14 protein-coding genes and 1 rRNA gene are annotated in these 17964 nt (G+C 49.9%); 9 read left to right on the top strand and 6 right to left on the bottom strand.

Annotation, left to right across the window (positions count from 1 at the left end; genetic code table 11):
- Positions 1-82 precede the first annotated feature (82 nt).
- A 5S ribosomal RNA gene (rrf, locus tag AAGQ96_RS21475) occupies positions 83-198 on the top strand.
- 392 nt (positions 199-590) lie between these two features.
- Positions 591-908, top strand: coding sequence for a hypothetical protein (locus AAGQ96_RS21470; RefSeq protein ID WP_342754518.1), 318 nt, complete (start codon positions 591-593; stop codon positions 906-908).
- A gap of 70 nt (positions 909-978) precedes the next feature.
- Here the strand turns inward: AAGQ96_RS21470 and mobB are convergent, their stop codons facing one another.
- Complete coding sequence (gene mobB / locus AAGQ96_RS21465) at positions 979-1485, bottom strand: molybdopterin-guanine dinucleotide biosynthesis protein MobB (protein ID WP_147200419.1); 507 nt, start codon at positions 1483-1485, stop codon at positions 979-981.
- Positions 1485-2057 (bottom strand): molybdenum cofactor guanylyltransferase MobA, encoded by a 573-nt coding sequence (mobA, locus tag AAGQ96_RS21460; RefSeq protein ID WP_342755598.1) that lies wholly within the window; start codon positions 2055-2057, stop codon positions 1485-1487. Before mobA ends, mobB begins: the two co-directional genes overlap by 1 nt.
- Positions 2058-2157: 100 nt before the next feature.
- Here mobA and AAGQ96_RS21455 point away from each other — a divergent pair, with 100 nt between their 5' ends.
- The 4 genes from AAGQ96_RS21455 to polA all read left to right on the top strand — a co-directional run bounded on the left by AAGQ96_RS21455 (position 2158) and on the right by polA (position 7385).
- Positions 2158-2427, top strand: coding sequence for a YihD family protein (locus AAGQ96_RS21455; RefSeq protein WP_147200418.1), 270 nt, complete (start codon positions 2158-2160; stop codon positions 2425-2427).
- Positions 2428-2509: 82 nt separating this feature from the next.
- Entirely contained in the window at positions 2510-3502 is a 993-nt protein-coding gene (locus AAGQ96_RS21450; RefSeq protein ID WP_147200417.1) for a serine/threonine protein kinase, read from the top strand.
- Between the two features lie 46 nt (positions 3503-3548).
- Entirely contained in the window at positions 3549-4178 is a 630-nt protein-coding gene (gene dsbA / locus AAGQ96_RS21445) for a thiol:disulfide interchange protein DsbA (RefSeq protein WP_342754515.1), read from the top strand.
- 420 nt (positions 4179-4598) lie between these two features.
- Entirely contained in the window at positions 4599-7385 is a 2787-nt protein-coding gene (gene polA, locus AAGQ96_RS21440; RefSeq protein ID WP_342754514.1) for a DNA polymerase I, read from the top strand.
- Between the two features lie 671 nt (positions 7386-8056).
- Here polA and yihA read toward each other — a convergent pair.
- The gene (gene yihA / locus AAGQ96_RS21435) at positions 8057-8692 is read right to left on the bottom strand and encodes a ribosome biogenesis GTP-binding protein YihA/YsxC (RefSeq protein ID WP_147200414.1); all 636 of its coding nucleotides are present in this window, start codon (positions 8690-8692) and stop codon (positions 8057-8059) included.
- A 555-nt stretch (positions 8693-9247) separates the two neighbouring features.
- On the opposite strand from yihA, the gene yihI reads away from it, so the two are divergent.
- Positions 9248-9775 carry a Der GTPase-activating protein YihI gene (yihI, locus tag AAGQ96_RS21430; RefSeq protein ID WP_147200412.1) on the top strand — a complete coding sequence of 176 codons (528 nt, stop codon included), beginning with the start codon at positions 9248-9250 and terminating at the stop codon, positions 9773-9775.
- Positions 9776-10042: 267 nt separating this feature from the next.
- Positions 10043-11401 carry an oxygen-independent coproporphyrinogen III oxidase gene (hemN, locus tag AAGQ96_RS21425; protein ID WP_342755597.1) on the top strand — a complete coding sequence of 453 codons (1359 nt, stop codon included), beginning with the start codon at positions 10043-10045 and terminating at the stop codon, positions 11399-11401.
- A 141-nt stretch (positions 11402-11542) separates the two neighbouring features.
- Here the strand turns inward: hemN and glnG are convergent, their stop codons facing one another.
- The 3 genes from glnG to glnA all read right to left on the bottom strand — a co-directional run bounded on the left by glnG (position 11543) and on the right by glnA (position 15565).
- Positions 11543-12952, bottom strand: a complete 1410-nt coding sequence (glnG, locus tag AAGQ96_RS21420) for a nitrogen regulation protein NR(I) (RefSeq protein ID WP_147200410.1) — start codon at positions 12950-12952, stop codon at positions 11543-11545.
- Positions 12953-12959: 7 nt separating this feature from the next.
- Positions 12960-14009, bottom strand: coding sequence for a nitrogen regulation protein NR(II) (gene glnL, locus AAGQ96_RS21415; RefSeq protein WP_147200409.1), 1050 nt, complete (start codon positions 14007-14009; stop codon positions 12960-12962).
- 146 nt (positions 14010-14155) lie between these two features.
- A complete protein-coding gene (glnA, locus tag AAGQ96_RS21410; RefSeq protein ID WP_147200408.1) occupies positions 14156-15565 on the bottom strand; it encodes a glutamate--ammonia ligase in 1410 nt (469 codons plus the stop codon).
- Positions 15566-15996: 431 nt separating this feature from the next.
- Between glnA and typA the strand changes: the two genes are divergently transcribed.
- The gene (gene typA / locus AAGQ96_RS21405) at positions 15997-17820 is read left to right on the top strand and encodes a ribosome-dependent GTPase TypA (RefSeq protein ID WP_147200407.1); all 1824 of its coding nucleotides are present in this window, start codon (positions 15997-15999) and stop codon (positions 17818-17820) included.
- The last annotated feature ends 144 nt before the right edge of the window (positions 17821-17964 follow it).

The following is a 17964-nucleotide window of genomic DNA, read 5'->3' as shown; positions in this document are numbered from 1 at the left end:
GCGTTGAGAGACGCAAAGATTTTCAGCTTGTTAACCGGATAAATTTGCGCGGCCTTTATGGCGGCGTGAATAACAGAATTTGCCTGGCGGCTTTAGCGCGGTGGTCCCACCTGACCCCATGCCGAACTCAGAAGTGAAACGCCGTAGCGCCGATGGTAGTGTGGGGTCTCCCCATGCGAGAGTAGGGAACTGCCAGGCATCAAATTGCGATAACCCTGACCTCACGGTCAGGGTTTTTTGCGTTATAATCGATAAAAAATTTTTTAAACTCCTTTGCGATATTAAAAACAGGTCTGAATTATTTGTTACAAACACGCAAAATAAAGTTCTTATATTGAAACAACGGTAATAATTTTTGCCTGAATATTTATAATAAATGAGATATTACATCAATAATTTTAGCTTACAGTTATCCTGTTATAATTATATCCAACGATAGATTCCCTATAAATTCCTATTATTTCAATTAAATTAAAATTATTACTATTTAAGATCCTTTAAAAAAAAGAGATGATAATGTTGTTTTAACGCACATATAGTTTGTGCGGATAAAGAAACGCAGCATAATTATTTATAACAAAGGAAAAAAGATGAAAGAACTTACTTTGATTGAAATTGATAAGGTTTCTGGTGGCGTTAGTGCTAATATTTTTGATTCTATGGGCGGCGCTATCATTGGTGCAGTAGCAGGAGGAATGTCTGTAGCATGGGACGCCTGGAACATCTCCGCTCGTACTGACGGCATGACCAGTGGTATTCTGGCTCCGGTTCAAGGCGTTTTAGGTGGCCTGTTCGGTTCTATCTGGGGCGTAGTTTTTGGTGGCGTTATTGGTGCTGCTGAAGGCGTTACAGATTCTCTGGCGCGCGCTAATTCAGTATGGGATGTGCTCATTAACGCTGGTGCGTAACAGTACGCCATAATAATAAGGCAGAAGTGAGTTCGCTTCTGCCTTTTAACGCCCTCCGTGATAAAAGGCGTCATGATTTCACGTTTATCCATGCCAATATAAAATCTGAAATTTCGACAGGATTATTTATATTAAGATGTGGAACTGACAGTGATAACTCACGATCGCTGGCAACCGCAATAACATGTTCATCAACAAGCTCATCGAAACGTTTTTCATCTCCCCCGCGCCACAAAACAATTTTAGCGACCGGCTCGTGTTTGAAGCCTTCCAGCAGAATGATATCCAGCAGGGAGGGGTCCATCCGACTGACAAGGAAAGAGAGATCGGGTTCTGTCTGTTGCGGTGTCTCAGTGATCAACGCCCAGCGCTGAGGGTTGTAAACCATCACTTGATCGGCGCCTGCCTTACGCAATTCGTAGCTATCTTTGCCGGGCGTATCTATGTCCATATCATGATGGGTGTGTTTGATCAAACCAGCACGTATTCCACGTTCCTTTAAAATAGCAATCACCTGCTTCAGCAGTGTTGTTTTTCCGGTCCCGCTCCAGGCCGCAATAGCTAAGAGAGGAATCATCAGCTTTTTACTCCGGTAAGAAGATCCTGGTGGTGATTGATATTGATAAATGCCTCAGGACAATCGTCGAAACATGCGGTACATCCTCCTGTCTGCTGCAAAAAGATCATAACTTTCCGTTGCCCGCCAGCCAAAAAAGCAGCCAGCTGTGGAGCGAGGCTGATGTGTACCAATGCCAGCGTGGGGTGATCGCGTCCTGCTGAACGGGCCCATACGGCGAGTGCCTCCTTTTTTTCCTGCCACAGGCGCGCAACCAAATCATCTGGCAGTAAAGGGGTGTCACAGGAAGCAAATATCGCCCATTCCGTATCAATCTTCTCCAGTGCAGCCAGCATCCCCGCTAATGGGCCAGGGAAATCAGGCAGCGAATCCGTTATTACCGGCAGACCACTTTGCTGATAAACAGCCTGATTGCGGTTGGCGCTGATACAGACTTTGCCCACCTGAGGCTGCAAGCGAGCCAATACATGTTGATAAAGAGGCTTCCCGTGATACAGGACTAATCCTTTATCCTCTCCCCCCATACGGCTACCACGGCCGCCAGCCAGGATGACGCCCGTCACCGATGTCATTATTGTCGGGGAACTGATGCTCATAACGCTAATACCCTCTTCTCTTGTAAGGTTAAGCCTGCTAACTTACCTGAATCTGCCCTGAAACCGGAATCCAGTTATGAAATGTCACCGTCTTAATGAATTAATCTCGCTGTTACAGCCCGCCTGGCAACAGGACCCCGATCTCAATTTAGTGCAGTTCTTAAAGAAACTGGCTGATGAAGCAGGATTCAAGCAGCCTCTCGACGAGCTGACTGATGATGTTTTGATTTATCACCTGAAGATGCGCGACAGCAATAAAAATGAAGCCATCCCAGGGCTGAAAAAAGATTATGAAGAAGATTTCAAAACAGCCATTTTGCGTGCGCGAGGCGTAATCAAAGATTAAATCCCTGCCATCATCCGTCGTTGCCTGCGTTTAATGATATTCTTGATCGCTAACTCATTGTGATTATCTACGAGAGCGCCGGATGAAAGAGCCTGCTTTTAACTTTCAAAATTTAAACCCTGATACCATTTTGGATGCGATATGGCAAACCGGTATCCGTGTGGAGTCAGGGCTAACCGCGCTGAACAGCTATGAAAACCGGGTTTATCAGTTCTCAGATGAGGACAGAAAGCGCTATGTGGTAAAGTTTTACCGTCCTCAGCGCTGGTCGCAGGAACAGATCTTAGAAGAGCATCAGTTTACGGCTGAGCTGCTGGCAGATGAAGTGCCCGTTGCAGCCCCTTTGGCATTAAACGGGCAGACATTGCATCAGCATGACGGGTACCTGTTTACTGTATTCCCCAGCCTGGGGGGCCGCCAGTACGAAACGGATAACTACGATCAACTGGAATGGGTTGGCCGTTTCCTTGGGCGTATTCATCAAACCGGGCGTAAGAGCACCTTTGCCGCTCGTCCCACGATAGGGCTGGAAGAATACATTGCGGAACCTCTACAGGTTCTGGAAGCCAGCACGTTAATCCCCGGCAAGTTAAAAGAAAGTTTATTAGTCAGCGTCAGAAAACTTGGCGCTATTTTACAAACGTGTTGGCATACTCAGTGGCAGCCATTGCGGCTGCATGGCGACTGTCATCCTGGGAATATTCTCTGGCGCGATGGGCCATTCTTCGTCGACCTTGATGATGCCCGCAACGGTCCGGCAGTACAGGATCTCTGGATGCTGATCAACGGAGATGTTCAGGAGCAACGCATTCAGTGGGATATTCTGCTTGAAGCCTATAGTGAATTCAGTGAGTTCGATACACACGAATTGTCACTGATTGAGCCTTTACGCGCCATGAGGATGGTTTATTATCTGGCGTGGGTTGTTCGCCGCTGGCAGGATCCCGCATTTCCCGCAAGTTTTCCGTGGATGACGGATGAGGATTTCTGGCGCAGGCAGATTTCCCTTTTTAACGAGCAGGCCAGGCTGTTGCAGGAGCCACCGCTGCAGCTGATGCCCGCATTCCAGGGCTGATCGTCTTCCCGGTCAGGTCCTTTTGCTGTTAGGAGAGAGTTTCCAGATGAAGAAGATTTTTATGGCACTGATGGGTATGGTTCTGGCTTTCAGCGCCTCTGCTGCCCAGTTCAACGAGGGCCAGCAATACCGTAGTCTCCAGAAACCCGTCACCGGCGAGCCTCAGGTTCTGGAGTTTTTCTCATTCTATTGTCCGCACTGCTATGAATTCGAGCGTGTTTGGCATGTCAGTGATACCGTGAAGAAAAGCCTGCCAGCCAACACCAAAGTGACGAAATACCACGTCGAATTCTTAGGTGGCGAGATGGGTAAAACGGTTACGCAGGCGTGGGCTGTGGCGATGGCGCTGGGTGTGGAAGACAAAGTTACCGCGCCAATTTTTGATGGCATCCAGAAAACGCAGACCATCAACGATCCGTCATCCCTGAAAGACGCGTTTGTTAAAGCGGCAGGTATTAAGCCTGAGGAGTATGACGCTGCCTGGAATAGCTTCGTGGTCAAATCTTTGGTTGCACAACAGGAGAAAGCTGCGGCAGATGTTGAGTTGCAGGGCGTACCAGCCATGTTCGTTAATGGTAAGTTTATGGTTAACAATGGTGGCCTGGATACCAGCTCGATGGACAACTATGTTCAGCAATATGCTAACGTTGTGAAATACCTGCTGACGCAAAAGTAATTTGCTGTTTTAGCAGAACGCCGGCGCAATGCCGGCGTTGTTGTTCCTGACCCGGCAGTTTCGGGAAAGTAAAATATAAACGCGCTCAAGATAATATTTCCAGTGAAAGATCCCGTCCGATCGCAGAAGTAAATAATTCATATCCACATCTGAAAAGATCCTTCCTCGTTCTGTTGAAAAAACAGAAGTCCGCTATAACTTTATGAAAATACTCTATTTTAAAGGATCTCGATCTTCGATTATATATTTATACTTATGTGTTATGAATTTTACACACAAACTTATCCACAGCTTTTCATTGCGAGGCTGACCGCAGAACCGTCACATTTTACCGGTTAACCCGCGGAGTTATTTCATTTTTCAGGTGTAGCTGTGGCATCCTTACCGCATTGTTTAAATCAACGAAGAACGTGACAACTTATGGCACAAATTGCAGAAAACCCGCTTATTCTTGTGGATGGATCTTCTTACCTTTATCGCGCTTATCACGCGTTCCCTCCACTGACCAATAGCGCCGGTGAGCCTACTGGAGCGATGTACGGCGTGCTGAATATGCTGCGCAGCCTGCTGTTGCAATATAAGCCCAGCCACGTTGCTGTGGTTTTTGATGCCAAAGGTAAAACGTTCCGTGACGAATTGTTTGAGCATTATAAATCCCACCGTCCACCGATGCCGGATGATTTGCGGGCTCAAATCGAGCCTCTGCATAATATGGTCAGGGCGATGGGACTGCCCTTGCTGGCGGTATCGGGTGTAGAAGCAGACGATGTTATTGGGACGCTGGCGCTGGAGGCTGGCCGTAAAGGGATACCGGTTCTGATCAGTACGGGTGATAAAGATATGGCGCAGCTGGTGACGCCAGATATCACGCTGATCAACACCATGAATAACGCCATCCTTGGCCCTGAAGAAGTGATCACCAAATACGGTATCCCGCCTTCGCTCATTATCGATTTTCTGGCATTAATGGGTGACTCCTCGGATAACATCCCGGGTGTGCCCGGCGTAGGAGAGAAAACAGCCCAGGCCTTACTACAGGGACTCGGTGGTATCAAAGATATCTATGAGAACCTTGATAAGGTCGCTGAGCTTTCTTTCCGCGGTGCGAAAACCATGGCCGCTAAGCTTGAGCAAAACAAAGAGGTCGCTTTCCTTTCTTATCAGCTAGCGACCATCAAAACCGATGTACAGTTAGATCTCACCTGCGAGGAACTCACGGTCAGTGAGCCTGCCGTCGGGGAACTTGTTGGTCTGTTCCGCCATTACGAATTTAAACGCTGGATCGCTGACCTTGAAGAAGGTAAGTGGCTTCAGGGCAAAAAGAGTCATCCGGCCGCTCAGAAAGCGCTGGTTGAACAGGTTGAAGAGCAACCTATTGCGACCAGTACGCTTTCCTCCGATGGGTATGTCACCATTCTTGATGAAGCGACTTTCGACAGCTGGCTGGATAAGTTACAGAGCAGCGCGCTGTTTGCCTTCGACCTGGAAACCGACTCACTTGATACGCTGAGCGCCAACATTGTCGGCATTTCTTTTGCAGTAGCGCCAGGCGAAGCTGCTTATCTGCCGGTGGCGCATGATTATCTGGATGCGCCAGCGCAGTTGGATCGCCAAAGCGTGCTGGCACGTCTGAAACCCTTACTGGAAAACAGCGATTTGTTGAAAGTCGGGCAAAACCTGAAGTATGACCGCGGCGTGTTAAAAAATTACGATATCGAACTACAAGGCATTAAATTCGATACCATGCTGGAATCCTACGCGCTGAATAGCGTGGCAGGACGACATGATATGGACACATTGGCATCACGCTGGCTTAATCATAAAACGGTGACCTTCGAAGAGATCGCCGGGAAGGGTAAAAAGCAGCTGACGTTCAATCAAATCGCGCTGGAGCAGGCAGCGCATTATGCGGCGGAAGATGCGGATGTGACGCTACAGCTGCATCTGAAAATGTGGCCTGAACTGGAAAAAGAGCAGGGTCCGAAGCAGGTATTTGAAAAGATTGAAATGCCTCTGGTTTCGGTAATCTCGCGTATTGAACGCAACGGGGTGCTGATCGATCAGGGGATTCTGGCTAAACATTCGCAGGAACTAACCACGCGACTGGCGGAGCTGGAGTTAAAGGCGCATGAGCTGGCAGGCGAGCCGTTCAACCTCTCGTCAACAAAGCAGCTGCAAACTATCCTCTTTGAAAAACAAGGTATTAAGGCGACCAAAAAAACGCCTGGCGGCGCGCCTTCCACTTCAGAAGAAGTTCTGGCCGAGCTGGCGCTGGATTATCCACTGCCAAAAGTGATCCTGGAGCATCGTGGCCTTTCGAAGCTGAAATCGACCTATACCGATAAGCTGCCGCTGATGATTAATCCGTTAACAGGACGCGTTCACACTTCTTACCACCAGGCAGTGACGGCCACGGGCCGTCTTTCCTCTACCGATCCTAACCTGCAAAATATCCCGGTTCGTAATGATGAGGGACGACGCATTCGTCAGGCTTTTATTGCCTCAAAAGATCATCAAATTGTTGCTGCGGACTATTCTCAGATTGAGCTGCGCATCATGGCTCATCTCTCTCAGGATAAAGGGTTACTGAGCGCCTTCTCTGAAGGTCAGGATATCCACCGCGCCACCGCAGCAGAAGTATTTGGTATGGCACTGGATAAAGTTACCGGTGAACAGCGACGCAGTGCTAAGGCAATCAACTTCGGTCTGATTTATGGCATGAGCGCCTTCGGTCTTTCACGTCAGTTAAATATTGGTGCCGGCGAAGCGAAGAAGTATATGGATCTCTACTTTGAACGCTACCCTGGCGTGCTGGAGTATATGGAAAGTACCCGCCAGCAGGCGGCAGAAAAAGGTTATGTTTCCACGCTCGATGGGCGTCGTCTCTATCTGCCAGATATTAAAGCCAGCAATGCGATGCGTCGTAAGGCGGCAGAGCGTGCGGCAATTAACGCACCTATGCAGGGAACGGCTGCCGATATTATCAAAAAGGCGATGATTGCCGTTGATGAATGGCTGACGCCACAGAAGAAACCTGAAGTGAAAATGATCATGCAGGTTCACGATGAACTGGTGTTTGAAGTTAAAACATCGGAAGTGGAAGCCGCAACGGCAAAAATTCGCCAGTTAATGGAAGGGAGTATGCTGCTGGATGTACCGCTTCGCGTTGATGTTGGAGTGGGCAATAACTGGGATGAAGCGCATTAATTCTTACCGGTAAAGGGCTAATGAGGCTGATATGACATCAGCCTCATCCATACTCTTTATCTCAATGGTTAATCCTGGCGCGTATTTAATAAAATTATGAACGTGCAGGAAATAATATAAGCCATCTCGTTATTTTGCGATTTATAAAAATGATTTTTAAATTTAATTTAATAATATTCAAAATTGATATTTTCTTATAAAAAATAAGCATTGCCGGAGATGTAAAAGTTTTTTTCGCCATTGCAGTACCTCTCATAATCAGCTCCGCTATAAAGCGCTGGGCAGTAAGCATCCTACCCTGACTGTTTTTTCCGCCATGCCTGCAAAGCTCGTCGTATCGGCGTCCAAAGCCGATAAACGATGTACATTAGTGCTCAGATATTCGCCTAAGCCGTTATCATGCAAGCATTTTTCTTGTAATTAAGCTACAAGCAATACTTTTTTCTGTGAGCTGGATTAGATAACAGACGGACTTTTATGAAAATTAACTACAAAAAACCCTTTTGAGGGTGCGCAAAATCATGTAGAGTTTAAGACGTAGGGTACAGAGGTAAGATGTTCTATCTTTCAGACCTTTTACTTCACGTAATCGGATTTGGCTGAATATTTAGCCGCCCCAGTCGTTATGACTGGGGCGTTTTTTATTGGGCGCTATTCAGGATTTCCAGCCATTACTCCGCGGGAAAATCTGCTTCTGTCGCAGGGGGGATTTCTCTGAACCAGTCATCCAGCTTAAAGCGCAGCTTATCCACTCCAATCTTTTTCAGGGATGAGAACATCTCAACCTGCACATCACCGACAAAGCCTTTTGCCGCTTCACGTACCAGATTCAGCTGAGCTTTACGGGCGCCGGAAGCGAGTTTGTCAGCCTTGGTTAAGAGTACCAGCACCTGAATGCCGCTCTGCACTGCCCACTGAATCATCTGCTGATCGAGATCTTTCAGCGGATGGCGAATGTCCATCAGTACGACTAACCCTTTCAGACACTCACGCTGTTGCAGGTATTCTGCCAGCGCGCGCTGCCATTTCAGCTTCATCTCTTCCGGGACTTCGGCGTAGCCGTAACCGGGTAAATCAACCAGACGATAGCCTTCAGCAACCTGGAACAGATTGATTAGCTGCGTCCTTCCTGGCGTCTTACTGGTACGGGCCAGGCTTTTCTGATTGGTCAGCGTATTCAGCGCGCTGGACTTGCCCGCGTTAGAACGTCCGGCAAAGGCAACTTCAATACCCAGATCGGGTGGAAGGTGACGAATGTCAGGTGCGCTGGTGACAAAATGGGTAACGTGATAATTCCAGCCAGACAAGATAAAAACTCCAGATAATAAGAACAATTGCGCAGAGTATACCCTGTATAGATTGAAAGCGCCCAGCCGAGCGCAGCCTGGCCAGGATTTTGTGAGAGATCGGCTATTATCAGTGCCAGCCGTTTCCTCTTTTTTGAGCAGGTTTAAATTAAAAATAACTTTAATATCAAAACATTAATAATCTTAAGTGCATAAAAAATTAAATTACTTCACTACCTAACTTGTTAGTTTATCCATATGGTCTACATTAGTTGACAGAACCATGAAGGTTCACTTCAGGATGAAGCGCTCAGGGAACATCAGGAAGATGTAGAGCAGGGAAGGAAAGGCATCAGGGATGCATGTCTGTAAAGGAAGAGGAAGCGTCCGGAGGGACGACCTGGCAAAGGAAAACCGGGACGTTGTATGCTAAAAAGGATGCTGACTAAGTCAGTCCTTCTGCGGAAGGTGTGAAAAAAGGCGACAGGGTGACCTGGCGCCTTTTTTCTTTGTCTGCTTTCTGCTAGATTCCGCCGCAATTCTATACTGAAGATAAATAGTCTGAGAGCAGAAACCATGAAACAACCTGCACGCGAGCCCCAGAAGAAAAAACCGGCGGCCAAACGCAAAACGCGCGATGAAATCAACACGGAAGCACGCGATCGTAAACGTGATAAAAAACATCGCGGTAACGCATCGGGAAGTCGTGCCAATCCAGTGACGGCTGAAAATAAAAACGGCGGAAAAAACAAAGATCAGGATCCCCGTATCGGCAGCAAAAAGCCCGTTGCGTTGGGTGCCGCGGCGGCACAGGCTCAGCCAGCGAAAAAAAGCGTCAAGCCAGCCAAAGCTGCGGTAGAAAAAAAACCGAAGCTGGCGCCGGAAGAAGAACTGGCTATGCTGGAAAATGACGAGCGCCTGGATGAGCTGCTGGATCGTCTGGAAAAAGGCGAAACCTTAAAAGCAGAAGATCAGGCATGGCTTGATCAAACGCTCGATCGCATCGATGTGCTGATGGAGCAGCTCGGCATCGCGCTGGATGATGATGTTGAAGATGAAGAAGCAGAAGAAGACATGTACCGCTTGTTGAAAGGCGGCAACTGATCCTCTGAGCACGCTTTTAGACGCTAAACCGGGGGGCGCCTGTAAGCGTACCCCCGTTGCAAAAGGTTTCTCTGGCAATGAATTGGCCTGGATCAATTTACATGCTGATTCTGCTCTGCGGGCTCGGCTGGGTCTTCGTTAAACTACGTCGTCTGTCCAGGCTGAAAAAACGCCTGCGCAGAACGACCGTCTCTCCGCCTTCAATGGCTCCATTCGTCCGACGGTCTGCATCCCGGCGCCAGCGAAGGAGTGAATACCGTGACACAGATGATTGAGTGGGATCAGAACCTGATCCAAAAGTATAACGTCTCCGGACCTCGCTACACTTCTTATCCTACCGCGCTGGAATTTCATCAGGACTATGACGAGTCCGCTTTCATACATGCCAGCCAGCGTTATCCCGATCGCCCGCTCTCACTGTATATTCATATTCCCTTTTGTCACCGGCTTTGCTATTTCTGCGGCTGCAATAAGGTTATCACCCGACATCCGCATAAAGTCGATGATTACTTGCAGGCGCTGGCCGTTGAAATTAAAGCGCGTTCCACGTTGTTCAGGCACCGTATCGTCACGCAAATGCACTGGGGAGGCGGCACGCCCACTTACTTGAGCAAAGCGCAGATAACCCGGTTAATCGATCTGTTGAAGCAACATTTTACCTTCAGTGATAACGCTGAGTTGTCTATTGAAGTGGATCCGCGCGAGATTGAGCTGGATGTTCTGGACCATCTTTACGCCGCGGGTTTTACCCGCCTGAGCATGGGCGTGCAGGATTTTAATAAAGAAGTGCAGGAGAAGGTTAATCGCATTCAGGATGAAGAGACCATTGTCGCTCTGCTTCAGCGTGCGAAACGGCTGGGGTTCACTTCGACCAATCTGGATCTGATTTATGGCTTACCAAAGCAAACCCCGGAAAGCTTTGCTTTTACGCTACAGAAGGTTGTCAGCCTGAAGCCGGATCGGCTCAGCGTATTTAACTATGCGCATATGCCGACGCTTTTCGCCGCCCAGCGTAAAATCAAAGAGGCCGACCTGCCTGACACTCAGCAAAAGCTGACGATTTTGCAGCAGTCCGTCGCCTTTCTGACGAAAGAAGGCTATCAGTTTATCGGCATGGATCACTTTGCGCGTCCTGATGATGAACTGGCGATAGCCCAACGAGAAGGGCGTCTGCACCGCAACTTCCAGGGATATACCACTCAGGGCGACACGGATTTACTGGGGATGGGCGTTTCAGCAATTAGTATGATCGGCGACAGCTATGCACAGAACCAAAAAGAGCTGAAAAGCTGGTATGCCGCAGTCGCAGCGCAGAAAACCGCGCTCTGGCGTGGCGTAAAGCTAACGGAAGATGACTGTCTGCGGCGAGAGGTCATTAAAACGTTGATGTGTAATTTTTCTCTGGAATTTTCCCGTTTTGAAACGGCAGAAAGGCCATTTCAGCGCTATTTTGCGGAAGATTTGGCGCTGCTGGCGCCTTTTATTGAAGATGGGCTGGTGGAATGCCACAGAGACGGCCTCCAGGTCACGCCTCAGGGGCGAATGCTGGTCAGGAATATCTGCATGTGCTTTGACGTTTACCTGCGTCAGAAGGCGCGCAGGCAGCAATTCTCGCGGGTCATCTGAAGCGCTCAACAAAAAAAACCGGCATCCATTTTTGATGCCGGCTTTATTAGTCAGAATCCTACAGCGAATCCGCTTTTACGAGCGGAATACCACAGGCTGAAAGGGGTTTCCCTCCAGGGGAGGGAAATTTTCGGCTGACACCTACTCCATTCCCAGCTCTTTCAGCTTTCGGGTCAGGGTGTTTCGTCCCCAGCCCAGCAGCCTGGCCGCCTCCTGCTTGTGACCCTGCGTATGGCGCAGAGCCGTGGTCAGCAGCGTTCGCTCCATCTCTGGCTGCGCTTCCGACAGCAGATTTTGATGACCGGAACGCAGCGCACGGTCGGCCCATTGCGCCAGCAGCGTTGCCCAGCTGTCCGGCAGGGACTGTACTGGATTATCAGGCGTTGAGGTTTCGAACAGCTCAGGCGGCAGGTCCTGAATCAATACTTCCTGCCCCGCCGCCATAACGGTTAACCAGCGGCAGGTGTTCTCAAGCTGGCGAACGTTACCCGACCAGTGCAAACGGGTTAGCGCCGTTTCTGTTTCCGGATGCAGAATTTTCGCTTCCACACCCAGTTCGCGAGCGGCAACCTGCAGGAAATAGCGTGCCAGCCGTGGAATATCCTCACGGCGCTCGCGAAGCGGGGGAAGATGCACGCGGATCACATTCAGGCGGTGGAACAAATCCTCACGGAATTTGCCTTCCTGCACCCGAAGCTCCAGGTTTTGGTGGGTTGCGGCGATAATGCGTACGTCCACCTTAACCGGCGCGTAACCGCCAACGCGATAGAACTGGCCATCAGCCAATACGCGCAGCAGGCGAGTCTGCACATCCAGCGGCATATCGCCGATTTCATCCAGAAACAACGTGCCGCCATCGGCTTGCTCAAAACGCCCCTGACGAATCTGATTTGCGCCGGTAAACGCCCCCTTTTCATGGCCGAACAGCTCCGACTCAATCAAATCTTTAGGGATCGCAGCCATATTCAGCGCAATAAAAGGGGCCTTTGCTCGTGGACTGTGCCGGTGGAGTGCATGAGCCACCAGCTCTTTACCTGTACCGGATTCGCCATTAATCAGTACGCTGATCGAAGAGCGTGAAAGACGGCCGATAATGCGGAAAACGTCCTGCATCGCCGGGGCTTCACCGATGATATCCGTCGTTGGTCCACTGACAGGCTGATTGCGCGGCTGCTGCTGCTCCTGATAGTGACTGATAGCGCGTTCGACGAGCGCTACCGCTTCATCAATATCAAAAGGTTTCGGCAGATAATCAAATGCCCCTTGTTGATAGGCGCTTACTGCTGCATCCAGATCGGAATGCGCCGTCATTATGATGACCGGAAGCATCGGGTGACGCTGTTTTATCTGTTTCAGTAATGCCAGTCCGTCCATGCCGGGCATACGAATATCTGAAAGTAAAACGTCTGGGGTTTTGGTGGCAAGGGCATCCAGCACCTCGTTACCGCTGTCAAAGGTCGCACAGCTTAAACCGGCTCCAGTGAGCGCGCGTTCAAGCACCCAGCGGATGGAGCTATCGTCATCGACGATCCAAACTATCCCTCGTTGCATAGAAACCTCACTGGCGAATAGGCAGAAAAACCGAGAATTCAGTGTGACCAGGCCAGCTGCTGAACTCTATTTTTCCCGAATGCTGGTCAATCAGGCTGCGGGCTATCGATAAACCTAACCCCGTACCGCCCTCACGACCGCTCACCATCGGGTAAAACAGCGTATCCTGCAGCTGAGCAGGAATACCCGGGCCGTCATCTTCAATATCAATGCGGGCCACCAGGCGATAACGTACGCCGTGCAGCGTGAGTTGAAACGCTGTGCGGGTACGGAGTGTTATAGTTCCGCCACGCTCACCCAACGCTTGCAGCGCGTTGCGTACCACATTCAACAGAACTTGTTCGATTTGATCCGGGTCGTGCGGTAACTCTGGCAGGCTGGGATCGTAATCCCGCACCAGCGTTACGTTATCCGGAAGCTCCATCGATACCAGGTTAACCACGCGTTCGGCCACCTGATGGATACTTTGCGTTACGTGCATACCTGGCTGTTGCGGGCCAAGAAGACGATCGACCAAATTGCGCAGGCGATCGGCCTGTTCAATGATCACTTTGGTGTATTCAGTTAACGAAGGATCGGGCAGGGCTTTCGCCAGCAGCTGTGCTGCACCGCGTAAACCACCCAGCGGATTTTTAATTTCATGCGCCAACCCCCGAACCAAATCACGGGCGGCCACCTGCTGAGCATGTTGGATCTGTTCCTGGCTGAGACGGCGTTGATTATCCATCGGTGCCATTTCCAACAAAATTAAGCCATCGGGTAAAAGCTGCGCGGTTAACGACATAATATGTGCGCGACTGTCGACAACCAGTGTCACTTCGCTGTCGGTAAAGCCCTGTCCTGCATTCAGACTCTCGCGCATTACGTCGATATTTAAAGAAAAATATCCCATCAGGTCTGGCAGTGGCGTACCAAACAGTTTGCGGGAACTTTGCGCTAACAATTGCTGTGCCGCGGGGTTGGCGTAATGAACAACCAGCTCGCTATCTACCAACAATATACTGTTAATCAAAGAATTAAGAATCTGCCCGGCATCGGGCAGCATGCCAGTTGCCATGCACACACTCCTGCACCATTTTAGTGCATTATAGTCATGGAACCCGAGATCCGTCTCCCTGAACAATGATTTCGTGGAGAAAAAAGCCCATCCTGAGATGGGCTAGAGTTTCCACGGCAACAATCCCTGAGAACTTACAGCTTTTATTACACGCTGTAGTACAGTTCGAACTCAACCGGATGCGGCGTCATACGAACGCGGTCCATCTCGGATTTACGCAGTTCGATGTAGGCATCGATGGTGTCGTCAGTGAATACGCCGCCACGAGTCAGGAACTCACGGTCTTCGTTCAGCGCATTCAGTGCTTCTTCCAGTGAACCCGCTACTTTTGGAATCTCAGCTTCTTCTTCCGGCGGCAGGTCATACAGGTTTTTGTCCATCGCGTCGCCAGGATGGATTTTGTTGATGATGCCGTCCAGGCCAGCCATCAGCAGCGCAGAGAACGCCAGGTATGGGTTTGCTGCTGGATCTGGGAAGCGAGCTTCGATACGACGCGCTTTCGGGCTGGCAACCACGGGGATACGGATAGAAGCAGAACGGTTACGTGCAGAGTAAGCCAGCATAACAGGCGCTTCATAACCCGGGACCAGACGCTTGTAGGAGTTGGTCGTTGGGTTTGCCAGGGCGTTGATGGCTTTAGCGTGTTTGATGACGCCGCCGATGTAGAACAGCGCCATTTCAGACAGGCCGCCGTATTTGTCGCCAGCGAACAGGTTGGTGCCGCCTTTAGACAGAGACATATGGCAGTGCATACCTGAACCGTTGTCGCCAAAGATTGGTTTTGGCATGAAGGTCGCAGTTTTGCCGTAAGCATGAGCCACGTTGTGAACGACATATTTGTAGATCTGAATTTCGTCCGCTTTTTTAGTCATGGTGTTGAAGCGGGTTGCCACTTCGTTCTGACCTGCGGTCGCCACTTCATGGTGGTGAGCTTCAACAACCAGGCCCATCTGCTCCATGGTCAGACACATTGCAGAACGGATGTCCTGTGCGGAGTCGACTGGTGGAACCGGGAAGTAACCGCCTTTCAGACCTGGACGGTGACCTTTGTTGCCGCCTTCGTATTCTTTACCGGTGTTCCAGCACGCTTCGATATCATCGATAGCAACGTGTGAACCGGAAGTGGTTGCGCCAAAACGCACGTCGTCAAACAGGAAGAATTCTGGCTCTGGTCCAAACAGGACGGTATCGGCAATACCTGAAGAGCGCAGGAAATCTTCAGCGCGTTTAGCGATAGAACGTGGATCACGATCGTAGCCCTGCATGGTGCCTGGCTCAAGAATGTCGCAACGGATAATCAGCGTAGAATCTGCGAAGAAGGGGTCAATGACAGCAGTAGTTGCGTCAGGCATCAGCACCATGTCGGATTCGTTGATGCCTTTCCAGCCACCAATCGAGGAGCCGTCAAACATTTTGCCTTCTTCGAAGAAGTCAGCGTTAACCTGATGAGCAGGAATAGTAACGTGCTGTTCTTTACCTTTGGTATCGGTAAAGCGCAGGTCAACAAATTTGACTTCGTGCTCGTTCATCATCGACAGAACGTGTTCAGCGGACATACTTAACTCTCCTGGATTTTGCCATTGTCATCGTAGTGAGAGAACTTTTGCGATGGACTTTGCTTATCTTACGCAGTCGACCGATAATTAAGTTCTCTGACAGGCTACCGTTGTGGAAACGGGTAGTTTTCGCTTAGTAAGATAAAGCGAAATCTATGCCAACTTTCTCAATTAGCGAAAAAAGCGCTATGATGCGCCCTCTCGTGTAACGAGACCTGCACCATGATGGAAGTCGCGCACCATTTTGGTGCTTCTGAGTGCCTGAAGAGCACTATTCTGGTGCATTTTTTCGATGAAGTGCAATTCTTGCACTGAAAATGGCTCTGAAAGCAATCCTGACAGTTATCTTTAATTGAAAACTGTGATCCTGTTCAGTCCTTCGATTAATCCGTGTACAATAGCGCGCTATTTCTAATGCCTGAGGCAAAGCTGTGATCGAAAATTTGCGTAACATCGCCATTATTGCCCACGTTGACCATGGTAAAACTACCCTGGTTGATAAGTTGCTGCAGCAGTCCGGTACCTTTGATGCCCGTACTGAAGCAACCGAACGCGTAATGGACTCCAACGATTTGGAGAAAGAGCGTGGGATTACCATCCTCGCAAAAAACACCGCCATTAATTGGAAAGACTACCGCATCAACATCGTTGATACCCCAGGACACGCCGACTTCGGCGGTGAGGTAGAGCGTGTGATGTCAATGGTCGACTCGGTGCTGCTGGTTGTGGATGCAACGGATGGCCCTATGCCGCAAACCCGCTTCGTGACCAAAAAAGCCTTCGCTAATGGTCTGAAGCCGATCGTGGTAATTAACAAAGTTGACCGTCCGGGCGCACGTCCTGACTGGGTTGTGGATCAGGTATTCGACCTGTTCGTTAACCTGGATGCGACCGATGAGCAGCTCGACTTCCCGGTTATCTATGCATCTGCACTGAACGGCATCGCCGGTCTTGATCATGCCGATATGGCTGACGACATGACGCCGCTGTATCAGGCTATCGTGGATCACGTTTCACCTCCACAGGTTGAAATGGATGCGCCATTCCAGATGCAGATTTCCCAGCTGGACTACAACAACTACGTTGGTGTAATCGGCATCGGCCGCATCAAGCGCGGTAAAGTGAAGCCAAACCAGCAGGTTACGTTGATCGACAGCGAAGGCAAAACCCGTAACGGTAAAGTCGGTAAAGTACTGACTCACATGGGTCTGGAGCGTATCGAAGCGACCGAAGCTGAAGCGGGCGATATCATCGCTATTACCGGTCTGGGCGAGCTGAACATCTCTGACACCATCTGCGATACGCAGAATGTGGTCGCGCTGCCAGCACTGAGCGTTGATGAACCAACCGTAACCATGTTCTTTAACGTCAACACTTCTCCGTTCTGCGGTAAAGAAGGCAAGTTCGTTACCTCACGTCAGATCCTTGATCGTCTGCGTAAAGAACTGGTGCACAACGTTGCACTGCGCGTTGAAGAAACTGAAGATGCTGATGCATTCCGCGTTTCTGGTCGTGGTGAGCTTCACCTGTCCGTTCTGATCGAAAACATGCGTCGTGAAGGTTTCGAGCTGGCGGTATCCCGTCCGAAAGTTATCTTCCGCGAAATCGATGGCCGTAAGCAAGAGCCGTTCGAGAACGTAACGCTGGACATCGAAGAACAGCATCAGGGTTCTGTGATGCAGGCGATGGGCGAACGTAAAGCCGACATGAAAAACATGGATCCAGATGGCAAAGGTCGCGTACGTCTTGACTACGTTATCCCAAGCCGTGGTCTGATTGGCTTCCGTAACGAATTCATGACCATGACGTCTGGTACCGGTCTGCTGTACTCCACCTTCAGCCACTACGACGATATCCGTCCAGGCGAAGTGGGCCAGCGTCAGAACGGCGTACTGATCTCCAACGGTCAGGGTAAAGCTGTTGCGTTTGCACTGTACAGCCTGCAGGACCGCGGTAAGCTGTTCCTGGGTCACGGTGCGGAAGTGTACGAAGGCCAGATCATTGGTCTGCACAGCCGTTCTAACGACCTGACAGTTAACTGTCTGACCGGTAAAAAACTGACCAACATGCGTGCTTCCGGTACTGACGAAGCAACCACGCTGGTTCCAGCTATCAAGATGACGCTTGAGCAGGCTATCGAGTTCATCGATGATGACGAGCTGGTAGAAGTTACGCCACAGTCAGTACGTATTCGTAAACGTCACCTGACTGAAAACGATCGTAAGCGCGCAGGCCGCGGCAGCAAAGAATCTTAATCTTTGATGTGATCTGATATGCAACGCTCCCTGGGAAACCGGGAGCGTTTTTTATATCAGCTGGCAAACCCTTTTAACTGCAAATAATCTTATTTGAGGGTTGTTCAAGTCCAGACCATTCAGCACAGCAGGATTATGTGAGGT

It is taken from the genome of Pantoea sp. MBD-2R (assembly GCF_039134845.1).
In the GTDB taxonomy this organism is placed as follows: domain Bacteria; phylum Pseudomonadota; class Gammaproteobacteria; order Enterobacterales; family Enterobacteriaceae; genus Erwinia.
This window is presented reverse-complemented; position numbering and strand designations above follow the sequence as displayed.